Annotated in this window: 16 protein-coding genes; all 16 read right to left on the bottom strand. The window is 56.3% G+C overall.

Annotation, left to right across the window (positions count from 1 at the left end):
- Nucleotide 1: 1 nt before the first annotated feature.
- Nucleotides 2-1,045 (bottom strand): fimbrial protein, encoded by a 1,044-nt coding sequence (locus K2184_RS07395; protein WP_023321366.1) that lies wholly within the window; start codon nucleotides 1,043-1,045, stop codon nucleotides 2-4.
- A gap of 19 nt (nucleotides 1,046-1,064) precedes the next feature.
- Nucleotides 1,065-3,614 (bottom strand): fimbria/pilus outer membrane usher protein, encoded by a 2,550-nt coding sequence (locus K2184_RS07390; RefSeq protein WP_023321367.1) that lies wholly within the window; start codon nucleotides 3,612-3,614, stop codon nucleotides 1,065-1,067.
- A 30-nt stretch (nucleotides 3,615-3,644) separates the two neighbouring features.
- Complete coding sequence (locus K2184_RS07385) at nucleotides 3,645-4,307, bottom strand: fimbrial biogenesis chaperone (RefSeq protein ID WP_004104055.1); 663 nt, start codon at nucleotides 4,305-4,307, stop codon at nucleotides 3,645-3,647.
- 62 nt (nucleotides 4,308-4,369) lie between these two features.
- On the bottom strand, nucleotides 4,370-4,906 hold the full coding sequence (locus K2184_RS07380; RefSeq protein WP_004104056.1) for a fimbrial protein: 537 nt from the start codon (nucleotides 4,904-4,906) through the stop codon (nucleotides 4,370-4,372).
- A gap of 425 nt (nucleotides 4,907-5,331) precedes the next feature.
- Entirely contained in the window at nucleotides 5,332-5,883 is a 552-nt protein-coding gene (locus tag K2184_RS07375) for a tyrosine-type DNA invertase (RefSeq protein ID WP_004104057.1), read from the bottom strand.
- Nucleotides 5,884-6,097: 214 nt separating this feature from the next.
- Nucleotides 6,098-7,555: an NADH-quinone oxidoreductase subunit NuoN gene (nuoN, locus tag K2184_RS07370; protein ID WP_004104058.1), complete on the bottom strand. Its 1,458-nt coding sequence runs from the start codon at nucleotides 7,553-7,555 to the stop codon at nucleotides 6,098-6,100.
- A 6-nt stretch (nucleotides 7,556-7,561) separates the two neighbouring features.
- A complete protein-coding gene (gene nuoM / locus K2184_RS07365; RefSeq protein WP_004114239.1) occupies nucleotides 7,562-9,091 on the bottom strand; it encodes an NADH-quinone oxidoreductase subunit M in 1,530 nt (509 codons plus the stop codon).
- 163 nt (nucleotides 9,092-9,254) lie between these two features.
- Nucleotides 9,255-11,096: an NADH-quinone oxidoreductase subunit L gene (gene nuoL, locus K2184_RS07360; protein ID WP_064370830.1), complete on the bottom strand. Its 1,842-nt coding sequence runs from the start codon at nucleotides 11,094-11,096 to the stop codon at nucleotides 9,255-9,257.
- Nucleotides 11,093-11,395 (bottom strand): NADH-quinone oxidoreductase subunit NuoK, encoded by a 303-nt coding sequence (gene nuoK / locus K2184_RS07355; protein ID WP_004104062.1) that lies wholly within the window; start codon nucleotides 11,393-11,395, stop codon nucleotides 11,093-11,095. The genes nuoL and nuoK overlap by 4 nt, the downstream gene beginning before the upstream one ends.
- Nucleotides 11,392-11,946, bottom strand: a complete 555-nt coding sequence (gene nuoJ, locus K2184_RS07350; protein WP_004104064.1) for an NADH-quinone oxidoreductase subunit J — start codon at nucleotides 11,944-11,946, stop codon at nucleotides 11,392-11,394. Before nuoJ ends, nuoK begins: the two co-directional genes overlap by 4 nt.
- 10 nt (nucleotides 11,947-11,956) lie before the next feature.
- Complete coding sequence (nuoI, locus tag K2184_RS07345; protein ID WP_004104066.1) at nucleotides 11,957-12,499, bottom strand: NADH-quinone oxidoreductase subunit NuoI; 543 nt, start codon at nucleotides 12,497-12,499, stop codon at nucleotides 11,957-11,959.
- Between the two features lie 14 nt (nucleotides 12,500-12,513).
- Nucleotides 12,514-13,491, bottom strand: coding sequence for an NADH-quinone oxidoreductase subunit NuoH (gene nuoH / locus K2184_RS07340; RefSeq protein ID WP_004104068.1), 978 nt, complete (start codon nucleotides 13,489-13,491; stop codon nucleotides 12,514-12,516).
- A complete protein-coding gene (gene nuoG / locus K2184_RS07335) occupies nucleotides 13,488-16,214 on the bottom strand; it encodes an NADH-quinone oxidoreductase subunit NuoG (RefSeq protein ID WP_016808372.1) in 2,727 nt (908 codons plus the stop codon). The genes nuoH and nuoG overlap by 4 nt, the downstream gene beginning before the upstream one ends.
- Before the next feature lie 155 nt (nucleotides 16,215-16,369).
- Nucleotides 16,370-17,707 carry an NADH-quinone oxidoreductase subunit NuoF gene (gene nuoF, locus K2184_RS07330; protein ID WP_004104072.1) on the bottom strand — a complete coding sequence of 446 codons (1,338 nt, stop codon included), beginning with the start codon at nucleotides 17,705-17,707 and terminating at the stop codon, nucleotides 16,370-16,372.
- The gene (gene nuoE / locus K2184_RS07325) at nucleotides 17,704-18,204 is read right to left on the bottom strand and encodes an NADH-quinone oxidoreductase subunit NuoE (RefSeq protein ID WP_004104075.1); all 501 of its coding nucleotides are present in this window, start codon (nucleotides 18,202-18,204) and stop codon (nucleotides 17,704-17,706) included. Before nuoE ends, nuoF begins: the two co-directional genes overlap by 4 nt.
- Nucleotides 18,205-18,206: 2 nt before the next feature.
- Nucleotides 18,207-20,015, bottom strand: coding sequence for an NADH-quinone oxidoreductase subunit C/D (gene nuoC / locus K2184_RS07320; RefSeq protein ID WP_004104077.1), 1,809 nt, complete (start codon nucleotides 20,013-20,015; stop codon nucleotides 18,207-18,209).
- Nucleotides 20,016-20,098: the final 83 nt, after the last annotated feature.

Raw genomic sequence — 20,098 nt, 5'->3', positions numbered from 1 at the left:
GCTATTCGATTTCTGCTTGAATGGTTGCCGTCGCCGTAAATCCGCCGCCATCGGGTACATTCCCGGTGGTATTAATCGGATAGATTTTCATGGTCGTGTCCCCTTTCTGGGTCGCGTAATTCAGATTGACCGGCAGCATTCCGGATATAACGGGGATTTTGACACCAGTAATATTTTCTATACGAACCGCAATATCACTATTTGTGGTCGCCAGCGCGGTACTGTCATTCGTATCCGCCGTTCCCTGGAAGGAAAGCGCAATTTTTACCCCTGAGGAAATATTAGTACAGGCTACCGTCATATTGACAACATGCGGCGTAAAGCCCGTCGGCATCTGACCTGAAGTTTTAAAGTTATTCGCGGCAATATCGCCGAAGTCGATATTAATCGGCTGACCGGTATTAATCTCGCAGGACTGCGGTACTGTTACCGAGCCGCTCATTGAGATCTGCGTGAGAGGAATACTGCTATAGCTCCCCGTTTTCCGCGACCCGTAAACGTTCAGGATCACCGTTGGCGGGATCGTCACCTGACCGACGAACGGCCGGGTAAAGTAGAGCGAAATATACCCCACTGAACCGGTATTAAACAGCGTACCGCCCGGGTTACAGGCATAACCCTGATTATTTAGATTGCTTTTATCCTGAATGGGCGTCGGTAAATACTGATTCACCCCGCCGGCAATAAATAGCTCGCTGGCGATTTCCAGATATTTATTCAGCTGATAATAATTCAAGCCGCTTCGGGTTTGCGTCGCGACTAATCCCGGAACCGTGGCTCGAAAATACGTAGTACCAGTAACATCGCTACCGCAATCACATTTCGCTTGATAGGTTCCCCCGGTAGTCCAATGGTACAGACGAGGGAACGCCATTCCGGCCTGGTTTTGCGAAGGGTTAGTAAAAGTTTCAATAAATGAAAAGCTGTCCTGGAAAGGAGCTCCGCCATTACCCGTATTCTGACACCAGCCCGTTTCCGCCATAATCTGCGGCGATATCGCCAGCGCCGCCAGACCGGTCAGTAATCCCCATGAAAATCGTTTCATTGTCTCTGCATCCTTTCGATTAACGGCATAGCCCCTGGGCTACGATAATGCCGGTGAGGCTTTTCCCTGACGGCAGCGCATACTGGACCCGGCAGCGATCTTGCGCGCTGGCCCCCCATTTCACGTTAAGTACGCCGCTAGATTCCAGCCCGGTCAGATAGACCTGGCCGCTATCGCCAACGATAAAAGCTTGCTCAGATGACGCGGCTCCAGGAATGCTGACCATGGCGCCAAAAGGCACCGGCCGCCCGTTATCCTGACGCACCGTCATCAGCACCCGGCTACCGACGCTGGTAGCGTAATTAGCGCGCACTACCGCCCCGCGGGTTGGCACCACCGTTTGCGTCGTTAGCTCAAGGTCGACATCATCCGGCATCGTGCTGGTATCAAGCGTTAAGGTGTTTTTACGATACGGCGAGGTGTAAGGCACCAGGGCATAGCCCCGCCAGTCGGTTCTGACGCCGGTCTGGTTGTTGATGCCAACGCCAGCGGCGCCTGGTGCTTTAACTAAAGCGAGGGTTTCACCAAATGGCTGCCCGAGCGTCAGCCCATTCTCATGCGCCAGAACTCCGCCGCGCAGGGCGTAGTTAAGGCGGTGGCTATATTTATCATGACTGTAGCCGCCGGTCAGTTCCGCGTAGGTCGCACGCCAGTCGGCGTTAACGCTGCCGCTCTCCCCTCTTCCCTGGCTGGTGTAACCTTCCTGTACGCTCCAGCTCAGGTTGTTACGCTCCAGCAAGGTACCGGAGAGGCCAAGGTTGTTGGTAGTGGAGCCATTTTTGCTGCTGTTAAGGGAGTAGTTGGCATAGACCGGATTAGGTAGCCATTCGCCCAGCGGTATGCTGATGCTTAAGGCGAACAGATGGTCTTCATCATTACGTTTACCGGTGTTCTGATCGGTGGTATTGCGATTGTAGCTATAGTTCATGCTATAGCTGATGCCGCGCCAGCTATTGTTGTAACCGACGCCCACGGACTCCATGGTACGACCAGTGTTCCAGTAGTCCTCGCGAATATAGCTTAGCGATAGCGACCCCATCTCATCGCCAAGACTCTGGCTGATCGTCACCTCCCCCCGGTTGCGCCGCCGTTCCACTGAAGGCGTATAGGCGTCATCGCGATAGGTATCCAGCACCTCCTGCATATCCCAGTAACCGCTGGTGGCATAGCGATATCCTGCCAGGCTGACGTTGGTCCCTAATCCCGGAAGATCTTTGCTGTAACGAAGACGAACCGACTGACCGCTCTCTTTATCTTTATCCTGGCGATTCGACCAGGCCTGGGTAACGTCGGTCGACACGGCTCCCAGTTCGCCGAGGTTTTTGCCCATACCCAACGCCAGCGACTGATATTTGCTACTAAACTGACCGCCGCCGTACAACGTCCATCCCCATGGCAGACCGTAGATGGCCGTTGCCTGAGAGAGAGGCGTCTCGTCAATACTATTGTCGTAGGCGCGATACACCCCAGTAGTTACGCTATATTTCAGACGCCCTTCACGCTGCAGAACGGGGAGTGAAGCATAGGGCACGATCAGGTTCTGCTCGCTGCCATCGGCCTCTTTGATAGTCACCGACAGATCGCCAGAACCCCCGGTCGGATACATATCGGTGATTTCAAATGCCCCGGGGGAGACATAGGTCTGATAAATCTCATAGCCGTTCTGGCGAATAATGACCTGGGCGTTAGTCCGCGCGATCCCGCGCACAACCGGCGCATAGCCGCGCAGGCTTTCCGGCAGCATATCGTCATCGGAAGCCAGCATCGCTCCGCGAAAGGGAATACCTTCAAAAACGTCGGCGTCGGTGCTACTGTCGCCCAGCGTCATCACCCCTTGCAGAGCATTAATATTGCGCTGCGCATAGGTGTAGACCGTATCCCAGCTGTTACTCGACTCGCCGCCGCCGCTGCTGCGGGTCCAGGTCGTGTAGTTACGCAAACGCCACGGTCCGATGTTAATACCGGGACGGAGGTTAACGTATTGATTATCGCTATCCGGCGTGTCGTTCTTGCGCGACCAGTTGTTGGCTCCGCTAAAAGCGTAATTCAGCAGCAGCGCCGTCACCCCGTCATCCCACTGTTTAGGATCGACCCAGCCCCGGGCTGCGCTGGACACTGCCGCCTGAGGGAAGCTTAATAACAGCCGCTGTTGGCTGAAACGAAACTCGGCTTTCGCCTGCGGTATGACGCTCATATCCGCACAGTTTGCTGACTTACGCCCCAGGTCTGGAAACCGGGAGACGCGCACGCCCCATTCCGCAAGCTCTTCAACCTTCAGGCACGGCTGCAGTTCCGTTTTCCCGGCGCCTTCCCCCTGCTGAAAAGTCACATCGCGGGTATCCATAAAAACGTTATTAAGGTAAATATCCACCCGATAGCTGCCCGGCTGCTGGCCTCCGACCTGCTCATAGGCTGATAAATCGCTGATGCCCGTCTGAGGTCCATCCATTTCCAACAGGGCCGGGTTGAAAACATCCCGCGCCAGGACCTCGTCACACAGCGGTAACAGCGCAACGGCCAGAGCTCCGGCTATCCGGTTAAGCCGCCATTTTTTATGATTATTTTTCATTTTCTCTGGAACTCCCTGGCCAGACAGCCTCTACAAATTAGCGCGGTGCTGCGCGCCGATTCCGCCGTAATCGTTAATCAGCTTCCACTGCAAAGCGCCGGCGCTACCGCGCGGTAGTTCAAAGCGCGCCGTTTCCCCTGGCCCCACCCAGTTGGCGTCCTTGACTTCGGCCCCGCCTATTTTGACCTCGGCGAAATTCATATAGAACGCGGTCGGATTGGTTACCTGGAGCGTGTTACCGCTACGCGCCCAGCGAAGCTGTTCCGTTACCATCTCCGGCGAACCCACGACGGATTTAGGTCGATAGATGAGTTTGATGCGCGTTTTGATCGCGATCTGCAGGGTGTTGGCCCCGGCTTTCGCTTGCGAAGAAGGAATCGCTTTGATGTTCATCCAGAACATGCTCTCTTTGTTTTCCGGCAGGCCGCCGCTATAAATCACCCGCAGACGGGTTTGCTGCTCGCCATCCAGGCGAAATAAAGGCGGAGTCAACAGAAAAGGGGCGGCCCCCTGCGCAGCTTCAACCCAGCTTTGAATGAGATAAGGCGTAGCATCGGTATTGGTAACGCTCAGAGAGGACTCTTTTTTGCCCCCGGGATATATCAGGCGAGTTCCCCCGGTGACGACGCCCGCATGTGCCGCAGCGCCCACTAACAGCCATCCAGCCATTAGCACTTTCAGGTATCGTTTCATCTCCAGCTCCCTGGAAAAGCGAGCCACGCAGGGCTCGCTAACACTGTCATACAAACGGAGAATCAGTTGTAGCTGATAGTGAAGTTCGCGCTACCGTCTGCCTTACCGGCAACCACTGTGGTATCAGTCTGGATATAACGAACGCGGAACGGCAGATCGATTTTGCCGGTAGCCGGGATATTCAGGCTGGTGGAACGGGTGAACAGCGGCAGGGTATTGTTGTTGCTGCCATCAACCAGCTGCAGGGCCACGCCTTCGGCAACGTCAGGATCGGTACCGGCGCCGGTCAGCTCCAGTTTTTCATTATCACCGTTGACGTTAGGGCCGGAGAACAGTACCGATGCTTTGGCGACGGTCGTCGGGCAGTTTTCCAGTTTGATCGAGAAATCCTGTTCAGCCGCAGTAGAACCGGTACCGCTAAATGCGGTCTTGGCAATCTGCCCCATATGAACTTCCAGCGGGTTGGTCATGTCGTTAACCACGTCACAGCCAGCATCGATGATTTCGCCGAGAAACTTCACCTGACCGTCATCCGCCAGCGCAGCACCAGAGAACGCCGCGCAACCGGCAACTACAGCAGCAAGTAATGTTTTTTTCATGATTTATCCTTTTCAATGCAGTCAATGCATTAATTTAAAAGCGCAATACTGAGCGCATCCTTTTATTTACGCTTGATATTAATAACGCTTCAAAACATTGACCCATGAATGGATATAATATTTTGAAGTGGTCATTTTGTATCAATTTGACCACTTCAATTAATTGAAATATAAATTGCCAGGGAAGGCATATTTGATTTTATATTTGCCAGGTGAAACCTTAATAAACACGATAAAACACTAAGGGTCGGGAGGAGAGACAACTCATGCATTAAACTAATTTAAATAACCCCAAGAATAAATGACACCAATATATAATTTAAGCATATGAAAAACATAACAAAAAATATTGTTAATCATAAATTGACATTGTTACCACCTGTGGATAGCATAGGAGACAGTTTGATACAAAATGACTATTTCATTTACCAAACCTCTCTAAATCTTGCATCATTACTTGCTGTATAAATGACCGTATGCTGAATATTCCTGTGCCCGAGAAAATCCTGGATTAATCGCGTATCGACACCGTTGTTAGCCAGCGCAAAACCGCAGGCGTGGCGCAGCATATGGGGATGAGCGCTGATCTCCAGCTGGGCGACAAGACTCAGGTTCTTCATCATCTGATATATTCGCTGCCGGGATAAAGGTTGACCATTGCGCGATAAAAAGAGCCAGCCGGAATGATTACCGGGATAATCCTTACGCACGCGCAGCCATTCATTAAGAACTTTCACCTCTTGTTTATATATGGGATGGGTCGTTGAAAAGCCATTTTTTAACCGTCGAATATAAATAACCCCGCTTTGAATATCGATATCCGAGAGCTTCCAGTGACGAATTTCACTCACCCTGCATCCATGATTAAAACACATCCACAATAAACAGACATCGCGTTCCGGGTTAGCCCCCCGCCTGGCTGCATCAACCAAACGCTGAACTTCACCGACAGTCAAATGCTTACGCCTTGTTTTCATTCACTTTCTCCATCTACAGAACACAACAGTGTGCGTATCAATAATAGTACGGAAAATAAGAGGATGAGTGGAAACGTAAAGTGAGATTAATATGATAAAAAGCATGAATAATACGAAAAATAGGCAATATTAAAGAAAATTCCCATCGCTTGCTGGTAGAGATAAAAAAGGACCGCCGAAGCGGTCCTTGTTCGTTCCCAACCTGCGTGCAGCATTACATCAGCGGCGTCGCCAGCTGTACGATGTTGATGAGCGGTTGCGGCCACACGCCGAGCACCAGCACCAGCAGCGCGGAGATCAGCACGACGATACCGCCGGCGCTGTACTGCCAGTTAGACGGCGCATCGCGATTCAGTTTCTCCGGCGCGCTGAGGTAGAGGCTCACCGCCACGCGCAGATAGTAGTAGAGGCCAATCGCCGAACCCACGACCACCGCCCCGACCAGCCACCACAGGTGCGCATGCACACCCACCGCCAGCACGTAGAACTTACCGATAAAGCCCAGCGTCATCGGGATACCGGCAAGAGACAGCATCATCACCGTCATCACCGCCGACAGAATAGGTCGGTGCCAGAACAGGCCGCGATAGGAGTAGAGCGAATCCGCATCCGGTCCGCGATACGGGCTGGACATCAGGCTCACCACGCCGAAAGCGCCGAGGCTGCTGAACAGATATCCGGCCAGATAGACGCCCACCGCTTCCATCGACATCTCACCGCTCTGCAGGGCAATCAGCGCCACCAGCAGATAGCCAAGATGGGAAATGGAAGAGTAGCCGAGCAGACGTTTGATGTTGGTCTGGCTCAGGGCCATCAGGTTACCAAAGATAATCGATGCAAAGGCGATCAGACCCAGTACCACCCGCACTGCCTCGCTGTCACCCACCGGCATGTAAAGGAACAGACGCATGACCACGCCGAAGATAGCAATCTTGCTGGCGGTGGCCAGAAAGGTCGATACCGGGGCAGGCGCGCCCTGGTAGACGTCCGGCGTCCACAGATGGAACGGCACCAGCGACAGCTTAAAGCCAAGACCGACGATCATCAGGCCGAGACCGGCCAGCAGCAGCGGCTCATGCAGCATGCCATCCGTCAGGCTCTTACCGAGCGCCAGGAAGGAGAGGTTACCGGAATTGGCATACACCAGCGCCATACCGAACAGCAGGAACGAAGAGGCAACGGCGGACAGGATCGTATATTTGATACTGGCCTCCAGCGAACGTTTCTGGCGGAAAGCGTAGCCGACCAGGCCAAACAGCGGCAGCGAAATCAGCTCAATGCCGAGGAACAGCGCCGCAAGATGGTTCGCGCCCGCCAACAGAATGCCGCCCAGCGCGGCAATCAGCACCAGCAGATAGAACTCTTCTTTGTTGTCCTTGTAACCCTCAAGCCACGGGTAGGCAAAGGTGCAGGTTGCCAGGCTGGCCAGCAGCACCAGGCCGGTATAGAGCATGGCGTAGCCGTCAACGCGAATCAGCGGCGTGACGTCCATCGCCCCGTTCTGGCCTACGAACCAGAGTGAGATCAGCGCGGCGTTAAGGCCGAGAACCGACAGCGTGGCATTAAGGAAATGATTGCGTCGCCACGCAATGGAGAGCATCACAACTACCACCGTCAAGCCGACGATCAGCAACGGTAGCAGTGCGATCAGTTGTTGTGGAGTTATTGTCATGGCGAATTACGGCCTTGTAGTAGAAACAGAATTAACAAACCACTGCTGAATGTTGCTCATCGCAGAGTGCGAGGTGTCCAGAATCGGCTGCGGGAAGAAGCCCAGCAGCACCAGCAGAACAACCAGCAGCAGGATGATCGACAGTTCACGCAGGGACATTCCCGGCAGCGCTTTGGCGGCGATTTCGCTTTTTGCTTTACCGAAGTACGCGCGATGCAGCATCGACAGCGAGTACACGGAAGCGAACACCAGACCAAAGGTAGAAATAACGGTAATCACCGGCACGGTCTTATAGCTACCGAACAGAATCATAAATTCGCCGACGAAGTTACCGGTGCCCGGCATCCCGAGGGTCGCTACCGCAAAGAACATCGACAGCGCCGGCAGCCACTTAATTTTGCTCCACAGACCGCCCATCTGGCGCATATCGCGCGTATGCAGACGCTCGTAAAGCTGACCGCAAAGGATAAACAGACCGGCTGCTGACAGACCATGAGCGATCATCTGAATCACCGCCCCCTGGTAAGCCAGCTGGCTGCCGGTGTAGATAGCAATCAGCACGAAGCCCATATGGGAGACGGAGGTGTAAGCGATCAGACGCTTAATATCGTACTGGCTGAAGGCCATCCACGCGCCGTAGAAAATACCGATCACGCCAAGCCACATCGCGATCGGCGCAAATTCGGCGGAAGCGTTCGGGAACAGCGGCAGCGCAAAGCGCAGCAGGCCGTAGGCCGCGGTTTTCAGCAGGATCCCCGCGAGGTCAACGGAACCCGCGGTCGGCGCCTGAGAGTGCGCATCCGGCAGCCAGCCGTGCAGCGGAACCACCGGCATTTTTACCGCGAAAGCGATAAAGAAGCCCAGCATCAGCAGGTATTCCACGCCGTGCGACATCGGCGTCTTCAGCAGCTCTTCATAGTTGAAGGTCCATACGCCGGTAGCGTTGAAGTGCACAAACGCCAGCGCCAGGATGGATATCAGCATCACCAGACCGCTCGCCTGGGTATAAATGAAGAACTTGGTTGCCGCCGTGATACGCGTTTTACCGTCGGAAGCCTTATGGCCCCACAGCGCGATCAGGAAGTACATCGGCACCAGCATCATTTCCCAGAAGAAGAAGAACAGGAACAGGTCGATAGCCAGGAATACGCCGATCACGCCGCCGAGGATCCACATCAGGTTAAGATGGAAAAACCCCTGATATTTCTCGATTTCGCGCCACGAACAGAGCACCGCCAGCACGCCGAGCAGCCCGGTCAGTACGACCATCAGCAGCGACAGACCATCGATGGCCAGATGGATGCTAATACCGAATCGCGGGATCCACGGCATCACGAATTCCGACTGCCACTGCGGAATACCGGTAGATTGCGTGAGAGAATAGCCGCCCTGCATCCACAACTGCAGGCCAAGCAGAAACGTCAATCCCATAGTGATCAGCGCGATCCAGCGCGGCACCTTTACGCCAAAGCGTTCAGTCTGCCAGCACAGGAAGCCGCCGATGAAGGGAATTAATATTAGCCAGGGTAATAACATGGCGATCTTTATTCCTTGTTAAAGTCCCGTTCAGGACCGATTTTCAACGAATTCTCACAGAAAATTCACTTCGGATTGCGGGTGTTATTGCCCGGCAGCGCTATGCTTGCCGGGCCTACTGCTTGTAAGTCGGGTTAACCGACAACGCCCACAATCCTCAAACTCAGCGCAATACCATCAGTAACGCCAGCACCACGACAGCGCCAATGCCCATTGAAGCCACATACCAGCGCAGATAGCCGTTCTCGCTTACCACCAGGCCTTTACCTGCGAAGCGGGAAAGGATCGCCGGAACGTTCATCAGCGCATTCAGCGGATCGCTCTTCAGCAGCCACGCCACGCCGAGGAACGGCTTGACGAACACTTTGTCGTACAGCCAGTCAAAGCCCCAGGCGTTGTACCACCAGGTCCCGAGCAGACGACCCGGCGCGCTGTTGGCAATCGATGTGACCAGCGTGCGTTTACCCAGCCACAGCCAGGCGGCAATCAGAATACCGGCGATGGCAATCACTCCGGAGGCAATCTCCAGGGTCATGACGCGTCCATGCTCAAGCTCGGTGGTCTGCGGCAGTACGCCATCCAGCGGCGGCACAATCAGCGCGCCAACGAAGGTTGAGAGCACCAGCAACACAATCAGCGGCAGATGATGGGTAATCCCCTTCCCTGCGTGAGCATGAATTTGTTCTTTGCCGTGGAACACGATGAAAATCATACGGAAGGTGTACAGGGAGGTCATAAATGCCCCGACCAGACCGGCCACCATCAGATTCAGATGACCGTTCGCCATCGCGCCCGCCAGGATCTCATCCTTACTGAAGAAGCCTGCCGTCACCAGCGGCAGTGCGGACAGCGCCGCGCCCCCCACCAGGAAGCAGACGTACACCAGCGGAATAGACTTACGCAGGCCGCCCATCTTGAAGATATTCTGTTCGTGGTGGCAGGCGAGGATCACCGAGCCGGACGACAGGAACAGCAGCGCTTTGAAGAACGCATGGGTCATCAGGTGGAAAATCGCCGCATCCCACGCCTGCACGCCGAGCGCGAGGAACATGTAGCCAATCTGGCTCATGGTGGAATACGCGAGTACGCGTTTGATATCGGTCTGCACCAGCGCGGCGAAACCTGCCAGCACCAGCGTTACCGCCCCAACGATCCCGACGAGATGCAGAATTTCCGGGGTCATCAGGAACAGGCCATGCGTGCGCGCAATCAGGTAGACGCCGGCGGTCACCATGGTGGCGGCGTGGATCAGCGCGGAGACCGGCGTTGGACCAGCCATCGCGTCCGCAAGCCAGGTCTGCAACGGCAGCTGCGCAGATTTACCCACCGCGCCGCCCAGCAGCATCAGGGTTGCCCACATCAGCATGTTATTACCGGCGGCAAAGTGCGCAGGCGCCAGCTCAACCATTTCGCGGAAGTTCAGGGTGCCCAGCTCGTTGTAGAGAATGAACAGCGCGAACGCCAGGAACACGTCGCCGACGCGGGTCACTACGAACGCTTTCATTGCCGCCGCGCCGTTCTTCGGATCGGTGTAGTAGAAACCGATCAGCAGATAGGAGCAGAGGCCCACGCCTTCCCAGCCGAGGTACATCAGCAGCAGGTTATCAGCGAGCACCAGAACCACCATGCTGGCGATAAACAGGTTGGTATAAGCGAAGAAGCGGGAGTAGCCCTCTTCACCGCGCATATACCAGGAGGCGAACATATGGATCAGGAAACCGACGCCGGTGACCACGGACAGCATGGTCAGAGAGAGACCGTCCAGCACCAGGTTGAAGCCAACATTGAAGTCGCCCACCGACATCCAGGTCCACAGCGGAACGCTGACCGCCTGTTTGCCGTTGGCAAAGAAGTCGACGCCGACAAACGCCGTCGCCAGCGCCGCCAGACCGACCGAACCCACCCCCACGGTGGCGGATAAATTCTCCGACCAGCGTCCGCGAGAGAAGGCCAGCAAAACAAAGCCAATCAATGGCAAAAGAATGGTTAGGGTAAGCATGTTCATCCGCGCAACTCACTTACTGAATCGATGTTCAGGTTCTGGCGACGACGATGGAGCTGCAGCAGCAGCGCCAGGCCGATACTCGCTTCCGCGGCGGCGAGGGTGATGGCGAGGATATACATTATCTGGCCATCGGTCTGGCCCCAGTAGCTTCCTGCAACCACGAAAGCCAGCGCCGCGGCATTGATCATGATCTCCAGGCTAATCAGCATAAACAGCAGATTGCGGCGGATAACCAGCCCCGTCAGGCCGAGGACAAACAGGACAGAGGCGAGGATCAGTCCATGTGTTAAGGGGATCATGCGTGTTCCTCCGTTTTTCTTTTATCGCTGTCGTTCGGGCGGTTGCTCAGCACTTCCCCGGCGCGCTCTTCGCGGCCGATATGGAAGGCAACAACCAGGCCCGCGAGCAGCAGCATGGAGGCCAGCTCCACCGCCAGAACGTACGGACCAAACAGCGCAATACCGACCTCTTTGGCGTTAATCGCCGCACCGTCAATTCCCTGATCGTTAATACCGAGGATGGCGTAAACGATAACCACCAGCAGTACCGCAGAGAGGATGGCGGGGCCAATCCAGATCCCGGGTTTCAGCCACTGGCGCTCCTGCTCAATTTCGCTGCCGCCCAGATTGAGCATCATCACCACGAACACGAACAGCACCATAATGGCCCCGGCGTAGACGATAATTTCCAGCGCACCGGCAAAGTAAGCCCCTAGCGAGAAGAACACCCCGGCGATCGCCAACAGCGAAATGATCAGGTACAGCAGCGCGTGCACCGGATTGGTGTGGGTGATCACCCGCAGGGTTGCGAGGATGGCTATCAGGCCACAGATATAAAAAGCGAATTCCATTGCCCTCTCCTTACGGTAACAGGCTCTTGACGTCGATAGGCTTAGCTTCGTTCTCTGCTTCGCCCTTATCTTTGCCGTCGATTGCCATACCCGCCATCCGGTAGAAGTTATATTCCGGGTATTTACCCGGACCGGAAATCAGCAGATCCTCTTTTTCGTACACCAGATCCTGACGTTTGTATTCGCCCAGCTCAAAGTCCGGGGTCAACTGAATCGCCGTCGTCGGGCATGCTTCTTCGCACAGACCGCAGAAAATGCAGCGTGAGAAGTTGATGCGGAAAAACTCCGGATACCAGCGGCCGTCTTTAGTTTCGGCTTTTTGCAGAGAGATACAGCCTACCGGACAAGCTACCGCACACAGGTTACAGGCAACGCAGCGCTCCTCACCGTCCGGATCGCGCGTCAACACGATGCGGCCACGGTAGCGCGGCGGCAGATATACCGGCTCTTCCGGGTACATCCGAGTTTCACGTTTGGCAAAGGCGTGCATCCCGATCATGCAGATACTGCGGACCTGGGTGCCAAACCCTACCAATAATTCTTTTAAGGTCATGGTCAATTCACCCCTTATTGCGCCTGCCAGAGAATGACAGCCGCCGTTACCAACAAGTTGATCAGCGTTAACGGCAGGCATACCTTCCAGCCGAAGGACATTACCTGGTCATAGCGCGGACGCGGTAATGATGCGCGGATCAAAATGAACATCATCATAAAGAACGCGGTTTTCAGCGCGAACCAGATGAAAGGAGGTAACCATGGGCCATTCCAGCCGCCGAAGAACAGCGTCACGATCAGCGCCGATACGGTAACAATCCCGATATATTCACCGACGAAGAACAGACCGAACTTCATGCCGGAGTATTCGATGTGGTAACCGTCAGCCAGCTCCTGTTCCGCTTCCGGTTGGTCAAACGGGTGACGGTGACATACCGCCACGCCCGCAATCGCAAAGGTCACGAAACCAAAGAACTGCGGGATGACGTTCCACAGATGCGCCTGGTTATTGACGATATCGGTCATGTTGAATGAACCGGCCTGCGCCACTACGCCCATCAGGGAAAGGCCGAGGAACACTTCGTAGCTCAGGGTCTGGGCAGAAGCACGCATCGCGCCAAGCAGCGAGTATTTGTTGTTGCTCGACCAGCCGGCGAACAGCACCGCATAGACCGCCAGGCCCGCCATCATCAGGAAGAACAGGATACCGATGTTCAGATCGGCCACCACCCACGTCGGGCTGACCGGCACGATGGCGAAGGCCAGCAGCAGCGAAGTAAAGGCGATCACCGGCGCCAGAGTAAAGATCACACGATCCGAGAAGCGCGGAACCCAGTCCTCTTTAAAGAACATTTTGATCATGTCGGCGACAAGCTGCAGCGAACCGCCCCAGCCCACGCGGTTAGGTCCGTAACGGTTCTGGAACAGGCCCAGCAGACGACGTTCGCCAAAGCTCATAAACGCGCCGCAGGTGACCACCACCAGTAGAATCACTACCGCCTTAAGGATGCCTAACAGAATGTCGATGAGATCGGGAGTTAACCAACTCATGCTTTCGCCTCCTGCAGAGTATCAATACGCGCTCCGGTCAGCACCGGCGCAATCCCTGGCAAGCCCATCGGTAAGCCAACCTGCCCTGCCGTCAGCCCCGCCGAGATTACCAGCGGCAGGCTAAGCGCCTGGCCATCAACGCTGAAGGAAACCATCGCCCCTTCGTTCACGCCAAGCTTCGCGGCATCTGCCGGGTTGAGCTTAACGTACGGCTGCGGCATACGGCTCTGGAATACCGGAGCACGCTGCGACAGCTCGTCGCTGCCGAACAGATGGTAGTAAGGCGCGATACGCCATTTCCCTTCTTCTGCCTGGAAGCTTGCCGGAACCGCGGTAAAGTACTCAAGACCGCTGGCGGAGGCTTCAATCAGACGCACGCCCGGATCGCCGTGGCGCAGTTTACCGCCCACTTCATCCTGGAACTTGTTCCACGCCTGAGGGGAGTTCCAGCCCGGAGCCCAGGCAAACGGAATTTGCGAACGCGGCGCGGACGGCTGGTTGTTCCCTTCCATAGAAAAGGCGAACATGGTGTCTTTATCCTGCGGCTGACGCGGTTCATGCACGCTGATGTTGGCGCGCATCGCCGTACGTCCGCTGTAGCGGTGCGGTTCACGAGCCAGCTTCTGACCGCGAATGCGGAAGGTCGCATCCGGCGCGGCGTCTTTGATCCCGGCCAGCTGCGGCAGGGCGGCAATGGCGGCGTCAATCACGTGGTCCAGCTGCGTCCAGTCAACCTGACGATTGTTCACTGTGCTGTGCAACGAGTGCAGCCAGCGCCAGCTTTCCAGCATCACGGTTTTCGCATCGTAATAGGCCGGGTCGTAAACCTGGAAGAAGCGCTGGGCGCGACCTTCGTTGTTGACCACGGTGCCATCGCTTTCCGCAAAGCTTGCCGCGGAGAGCACCAGATGCGCTTTTTCCATAATCGCCGTACGCTGATGGTCAACCACCAGCACCAGCGGCGCTTTCGCCAGCGCCGCATCTACGCGGGCGGCTGAAGCGTGGCGGTGCAGATCGTTTTCCAGCACGATAACCGCATCGGCTGCGCCGGTTTCCAGTTCACTCAGCGCCTCTTCAAGCGAGCCGCCGCCGATCATCCCGAGACCAACGCTATTCACTGCCCGGGCGACCATGGTCACGCCAACATCGGCGCCGCGGCCTTTCAGGGCTTTCGCCACGTTCGCTGCAGCCTGAATCACCTCGATGCTGCCGGCATTAGTTCCGGAAACAATCAGCGGTTTTTTCGCTCCGGCTAACGCCTGAACGATCACCTCGATTTTGCCTTTCAGCTCGCTGCTCAGACCTTCGACCGCCGGCGCGCTATCGTCCAGCGCGTGGGCAATGGCGAAGCCAAGACGCGCCTGATCTTCCACCGGCGCGCGATAGGTCCATGCCGCAATGTCATCAAGACGGGTGTCGTCGATGTTGGTCACGAACAGCGGATGCTTCGCACGCTGGCCGATGTTAAGGATCGCGGCGATCTGCCAGTCGGCGACCTTCTGCGCCGCCGCCATTTCGCGCGCTTTGCCTTTCACCGCCTGACGCACCGCCAGCGCGATACGCGCGCCGGTCTGGGTAATATCTTCACCGAGGATCAGCACCGCATCGTAAGATTCGATCTCGCGCAGCGCCGGGGTATGAATACCGCCTTCGCGCAGCACTTTCAGCATCATCTGCAGGCGTTCCTGTTCGCCCTTCGCGATGCCGGTATAGAAGTTGTCGGCGCCGACCAGCTCACGCAGCGCAAAGTTGCTTTCAATGCTGGCGCGCGGGGAGCCGATACCAATCACTTTCTTCGACTGGCGCAGAATATCTGCCGCCCCCTGCATCGCCTGCTCGGCGTTAAGGGTAATCAGATCGTCGCCGCGACGCTGAACCGGCTGACGCGGGCGATCTTTCAGATTCACATAGCCGTAGCCAAAACGTCCGCGGTCGCAGAGGAAGTAACGGTTAACGGTACCGTTATAGCGGTTTTCGATACGACGCAGTTCGCCGTAGCGCTCGCCGGGGCTGATGTTACAGCCGATGGAACACTGCTGGCAGATGCTTGGTGCAAACTGCATATCCCATTTACGGTTATAGCGCTCGGAGTGTGTTTTATCGGTAAAGACGCCGGTCGGACAGACTTCAACCAGGTTGCCGGAGAATTCGCTCTCCAGCACGCCGTCTTCCGGGCGACCGAAGTAGACGTTATCGTGAGCGCCATAGACGCCCAGGTCGGTACCGTCGGCATAGTCTTTATAGTAGCGAACGCAGCGGTAGCAGGCGATGCAGCGGTTCATTTCGTGGGAGATGAACGGCCCCAGATCCTGGTTACGGTGGGTACGCTTGGTAAAGCGGTAGCGACGGAAGCTATGACCGGTCATCACGGTCATATCCTGTAAGTGACAGTTGCCGCCCTCTTCGCACACCGGACAGTCGTGCGGGTGGTTGGTCATCAGCCACTCAACTACGCTTTCGCGAAACTGCTTCGCTTCTGCGTCGTCGATAGAAATAAAAGTGCCGTCGGATGCCGGAGTCATACAGGACATCACCAGGCGGCCACGCGTGTCTTCCGCGTTCTGATATTGCTTCACCGCACACTGGCGGCAAGCACCAACGCTTCCCAGCGCCGGATGCCAGCAAAAGTAAGGAATATCAAGACCCAGAGAGAGACAAGCTTCTAACAGGTTGTCCGCTCCGTTGACCTCGTACTCTTTGCCGTCTACATGAATCGTAGCCATTAGCGTGCTTCCAAAGTAAAAAAATCTTTTCCACTTCTTCATTCAGGCGGCCTCTGCGTTGGCTGCCTTCGTTCACCCCGGTCACTTACTGTAGTAAGTCCTGGGGGTTCACTCAGTTGCCGCCTTGATGCAACCTGAATGATCTTGTGGATACATTACCAGCGCGTCTTAAGCAGGTTCGGCTGAATCCCGTTGATTGCATGGGTATTGCTGAACTGCTGTTTAATGCCAGCTTCGAATTCTTCGCGGAAATATTTAATCGCGCTCTGTAGCGGCTCAACCGCACCCGGCGCGTGCGCGCAGAAGGTTTTACCCGGTCCGAGGAATCGACACAGTTGCTCAAGCGTCTCGATATCCCCCGGCTGCCCTTCGCCGCGCTCGAGAGCGCGCAGAATTTTCACGCTCCACGGCAGACCGTCGCGGCAAGGCGTGCACCAGCCGCAGGACTCGCGGGCGAAAAACTCTTCGAGGTTGCGCACCAGCGATACCATGTTGATCTCGTGGTCAACGGCCATCGCCAGCGACGTCCCCAGTCGGCTTCCCGCTTTACCGATGCTTTCGAACTCCATCGGCAGGTCAAGATGCGCTTCAGTCAGGAAGTCGGTACCCGCGCCGCCCGGCTGCCAGGCCTTGAACTTCAGGCCATCGCGCATGCCGCCGGCGTAATCTTCGAGGATCTCGCGCGCGGTGGTGCCGAACGGCAGCTCCCAGACGCCCGGATTTTTCACCCGCCCGGAGAAGCCCATCAGCTTGGTGCCAGCATCTTTACTGGTGGAAATGTTCTGATACCACTCAACGCCGTTAGCCAGAATCGCCGGCACGTTGCACAGGGTCTCAACGTTGTTAACGCAGGTCGGTTTGCCCCATACGCCGGAGCTGGCCGGGAACGGCGGCTTCGAGCGCGGGTTCGCGCGGCGGCCTTCGAGAGAGTTAATCAACGCGGTTTCTTCGCCGCAAATATAGCGCCCTGCCCCGGTATGGACGAACAGCTCGAAGTCAAAACCGGTGCCGAGTATGTTTTTGCCGAGCAGGCCCGCTTCGGTCGCTTCGGCAATCGCCCGGCGCAGATGCTGAGCCGCTTCAACATATTCTCCGCGCAGGAAGATGTAGCCGCGGTAAGCTTTCAGCGCAAAAGCGGAGATCAGCATACCCTCCACCAGCAGGTGCGGCAGCTGCTCCATCAGCAGGCGGTCTTTATAGGTACCCGGCTCCATTTCATCGGCGTTACACAGCAGATAACGGATGTTCATGGATTCGTCTTTCGGCATCAGGCTCCACTTCAAACCGGTGGAAAAGCCCGCGCCGCCGCGCCCTTTCAGGCCAGCGTCTTTTACCGCCGTGACGATTTCATCCGGCGCCATCCCGGAGAGGGCTTTACGCGCCCCGGCGTAGCCATTTTTGCTCTGGTATTCATCCAGCCAGACCGGCTGCTTGTCGTCGCGCAGCCGCCAGGTCAGCGGATGGGTTTCGGCAGTACGAATAATGGTTTTCATTTATACCGCTCCAGGAGGTCAGGAATCGCTTCCGGCGTCAGATAACTGTGAGTGTCCTCATCAATCATCATCGTCGGCCCCTTGTCGCAGTTGCCCAGACAGCAGGTCGGCAGCAGAGTGAAGCGGCCATCAAAGGTCGTTTGACCCGGTTTGATATCCAGCTTCTTCTCGATCGCCGACTGAATGCCCTGGAACCCGGTAATATGGCACACCACGCTATCGCAGTAGCGAATCACGTGACGCCCTACCGGCTGGCGGAAAATCTGGCTATAGAACGTCGCCACACCTTCTACGTCGCTGGCCGGGATCCCCAGCACATCGGCGATAGCGTAGATTGCGCCGTCCGGCACCCAGCCGCGCTGCTTCTGAACGATCTTCAGCGCTTCAATGGACGCCGCACGCGGGTCTTCGTAGTGGTGCTTCTCGTGCTCAATCGCCTCACGCTCTGCCGCACTCAGCTCAAAAGCCTCGGTTTGTGGTTGTTGATTCTCGTGCATAATTAGCGGTCCACGTCTGACATAACAAAATCGATACTACCCAGATAGACAATCAGGTCAGAGACCAGACTGCCGCGAATGGCGGCCGGGATCTGCTGCAGGTGCGCGAAGCTCGGCGTACGCACGCGGGTACGGTAGCTCATGGTGCTGCCGTCGCTGGTCAGGTAGTAACTGTTAATCCCCTTCGTCGCTTCAATCATCTGGAAGGATTCCTGCGCCGGCATCACCGGGCCCCAGGAAACCTGCAGGAAGTGCGTAATCAGGGTTTCGATATGCTGCAGCGTGCGCTCTTTCGGCGGCGGCGTCGTGAGCGGGTGATCCGCCTTGAACGGGCCTTCCGGCATGTTATCGAGGCACTGCTGAAGAATGCGCAGGCTCTGGCGCAGCTCTTCCACTTTCAGCATCACGCGGGTGTAGCAGTCGGAGACGCCACCGCCGGTCGGGATCTCAAAGTCGAAGTTTTCATAGCCAGAATAGGGACGCCATTTACGTACGTCGAAGCCGATGCCGGTGGCGCGCAGGCCCGCGCCGGTGGTGCCCCACTCCAGCGCTTCTTTCGCATTATAGGCGGCAACCCCTTTCGAACGACCGATCAGGATAGTGTTGCGTAGCGCGGCTTTCTCATAGGAATCCAGACGCTTCGGCATCCACTCGAGGAATTCGCGCAGCAGGCGATCCCAGCCGCGAGGCAGGTCGTGCGCGACGCCGCCGATGCGGAACCAGGCCGGGTGCATACGGAAACCGGTAATCGCCTCCACCAGATCGTAGATCTTCTGGCGGTCGGTAAAGGCAAAGAATACCGGCGTCATCGCCCCGACGTCCTGGATAAAGGTGGAGATGTACAGCAGATGGCTGTTGATGCGGAACAGCTCGGAGAGCATCACGCGGATCACGTTGACGCGGTCCGGCACGGTAATACCCGCCAGTTTTTCTACCGCCAGTACGTACGGCATTTCGTTAACGCAGCCGCCAAGATATTCAATACGGTCGGTATAAGGAATGTAGCTATGCCAGGACTGGCGTTCGCCCATCTTCTCCGCGCCGCGGTGGTGGTAACCGATATCGGGCACGCAGTCGATAATCTCTTCGCCATCGAGCTGCAGAATAATACGGAACGCACCGTGCGCTGAAGGGTGGTTCGGGCCGAGGTTAAGGAACATGAAGTCCTCGTTTTCGGTCCCGCGCTTCATGCCCCACTCTTCCGGTTTGAAGGTCAGCGCTTCCATTTCCAGATCCTGTTTGGCTTTGGTCAGCTCAAACGGGTCAAATTCGGTGGCGCGCGCCGGATAGTCTTTACGCAGCGGATGGCCTTCCCATGTCGGCGGCATCATGATGCGCCTGAGGTTCGGGTGGCCGTCGAAGGTCACGCCAAACATCTCCCAGGTTTCACGCTCATACCAGTTAGCGTTAGGGAACAGTTTGGTGAAGGTCGGCAGATGCAGATCGTTTTCAGACAAGGCAACCTTGAGCATGATGTCGCGGTTGCGGTCTATTGAAATCAGGTGATAGAAAACGGAAAAATCCGCGGCGGGTAAACCGTCGCGGTGCGTGCGCAGACGTTCGTCCATGCCGTGCAGGTCGAACAGCATCACGTAAGGCTTCGGCAATTTCTTCAGGAAATCACCCACCTCAAGCAACTGTTCGCGCTTAACCCAAACCACCGGAACGCCGGTGCGGGTAGGCTGAACGGTAAAGGCATCCGGCCCAAAACGGTTGCGCAGTTCGCCGATCACCGGGTCATCAAGGTGATCGCGGGTTTGCCAGGCTGGTGCGGCGTCATGCGCGGTTAAATCGGTCATATTGTTCACCATTGCAAAAGGTCCGTGGTGACTGCTGGCGAGGCTTCGCGCTGTAGTAGATTGATTTGCGAAGTTTTTATCCCGCCCGCAGGCGC

This window comes from Klebsiella sp. K5-306 (assembly GCF_051835185.1).
Taxonomy (GTDB): domain Bacteria; phylum Pseudomonadota; class Gammaproteobacteria; order Enterobacterales; family Enterobacteriaceae; genus Klebsiella; species Klebsiella oxytoca.
The sequence above is the reverse complement of the archived record's forward strand: the minus strand, read 5'-3'. Positions and strand labels throughout refer to the sequence as shown.

What these genes read in the sequence shown, in the direction of transcription:
- nuoN (WP_004104058.1), bottom strand. Translation starts at nt 7,555, where the DNA reads ATGACAATAACTCCACAACAACTGATCGCACTGCTACCGTTGCTGATC.
- nuoG (WP_016808372.1), bottom strand. Translation starts at nt 16,214, where the DNA reads ATGGCTACGATTCATGTAGACGGCAAAGAGTACGAGGTCAACGGAGCG.
- K2184_RS07385 (WP_004104055.1), bottom strand. Translation starts at nt 4,307, where the DNA reads ATGAAACGATACCTGAAAGTGCTAATGGCTGGATGGCTGTTAGTGGGC.
- K2184_RS07375 (WP_004104057.1), bottom strand. Translation starts at nt 5,883, where the DNA reads ATGAAAACAAGGCGTAAGCATTTGACTGTCGGTGAAGTTCAGCGTTTG.
- nuoJ (WP_004104064.1), bottom strand. Translation starts at nt 11,946, where the DNA reads ATGGAATTCGCTTTTTATATCTGTGGCCTGATAGCCATCCTCGCAACC.
- nuoH (WP_004104068.1), bottom strand. Translation starts at nt 13,491, where the DNA reads ATGAGTTGGTTAACTCCCGATCTCATCGACATTCTGTTAGGCATCCTT.
- nuoC (WP_004104077.1), bottom strand. Translation starts at nt 20,015, where the DNA reads ATGGTGAACAATATGACCGATTTAACCGCGCATGACGCCGCACCAGCC.
- K2184_RS07380 (WP_004104056.1), bottom strand. Translation starts at nt 4,906, where the DNA reads ATGAAAAAAACATTACTTGCTGCTGTAGTTGCCGGTTGCGCGGCGTTC.
- nuoK (WP_004104062.1), bottom strand. Translation starts at nt 11,395, where the DNA reads ATGATCCCCTTAACACATGGACTGATCCTCGCCTCTGTCCTGTTTGTC.
- K2184_RS07390 (WP_023321367.1), bottom strand. Translation starts at nt 3,614, where the DNA reads ATGAAAAATAATCATAAAAAATGGCGGCTTAACCGGATAGCCGGAGCT.
- K2184_RS07395 (WP_023321366.1), bottom strand. Translation starts at nt 1,045, where the DNA reads ATGAAACGATTTTCATGGGGATTACTGACCGGTCTGGCGGCGCTGGCG.
- nuoM (WP_004114239.1), bottom strand. Translation starts at nt 9,091, where the DNA reads ATGTTATTACCCTGGCTAATATTAATTCCCTTCATCGGCGGCTTCCTG.
- nuoI (WP_004104066.1), bottom strand. Translation starts at nt 12,499, where the DNA reads ATGACCTTAAAAGAATTATTGGTAGGGTTTGGCACCCAGGTCCGCAGT.
- nuoF (WP_004104072.1), bottom strand. Translation starts at nt 17,707, where the DNA reads ATGAAAACCATTATTCGTACTGCCGAAACCCATCCGCTGACCTGGCGG.
- nuoL (WP_064370830.1), bottom strand. Translation starts at nt 11,096, where the DNA reads ATGAACATGCTTACCCTAACCATTCTTTTGCCATTGATTGGCTTTGTT.
- nuoE (WP_004104075.1), bottom strand. Translation starts at nt 18,204, where the DNA reads ATGCACGAGAATCAACAACCACAAACCGAGGCTTTTGAGCTGAGTGCG.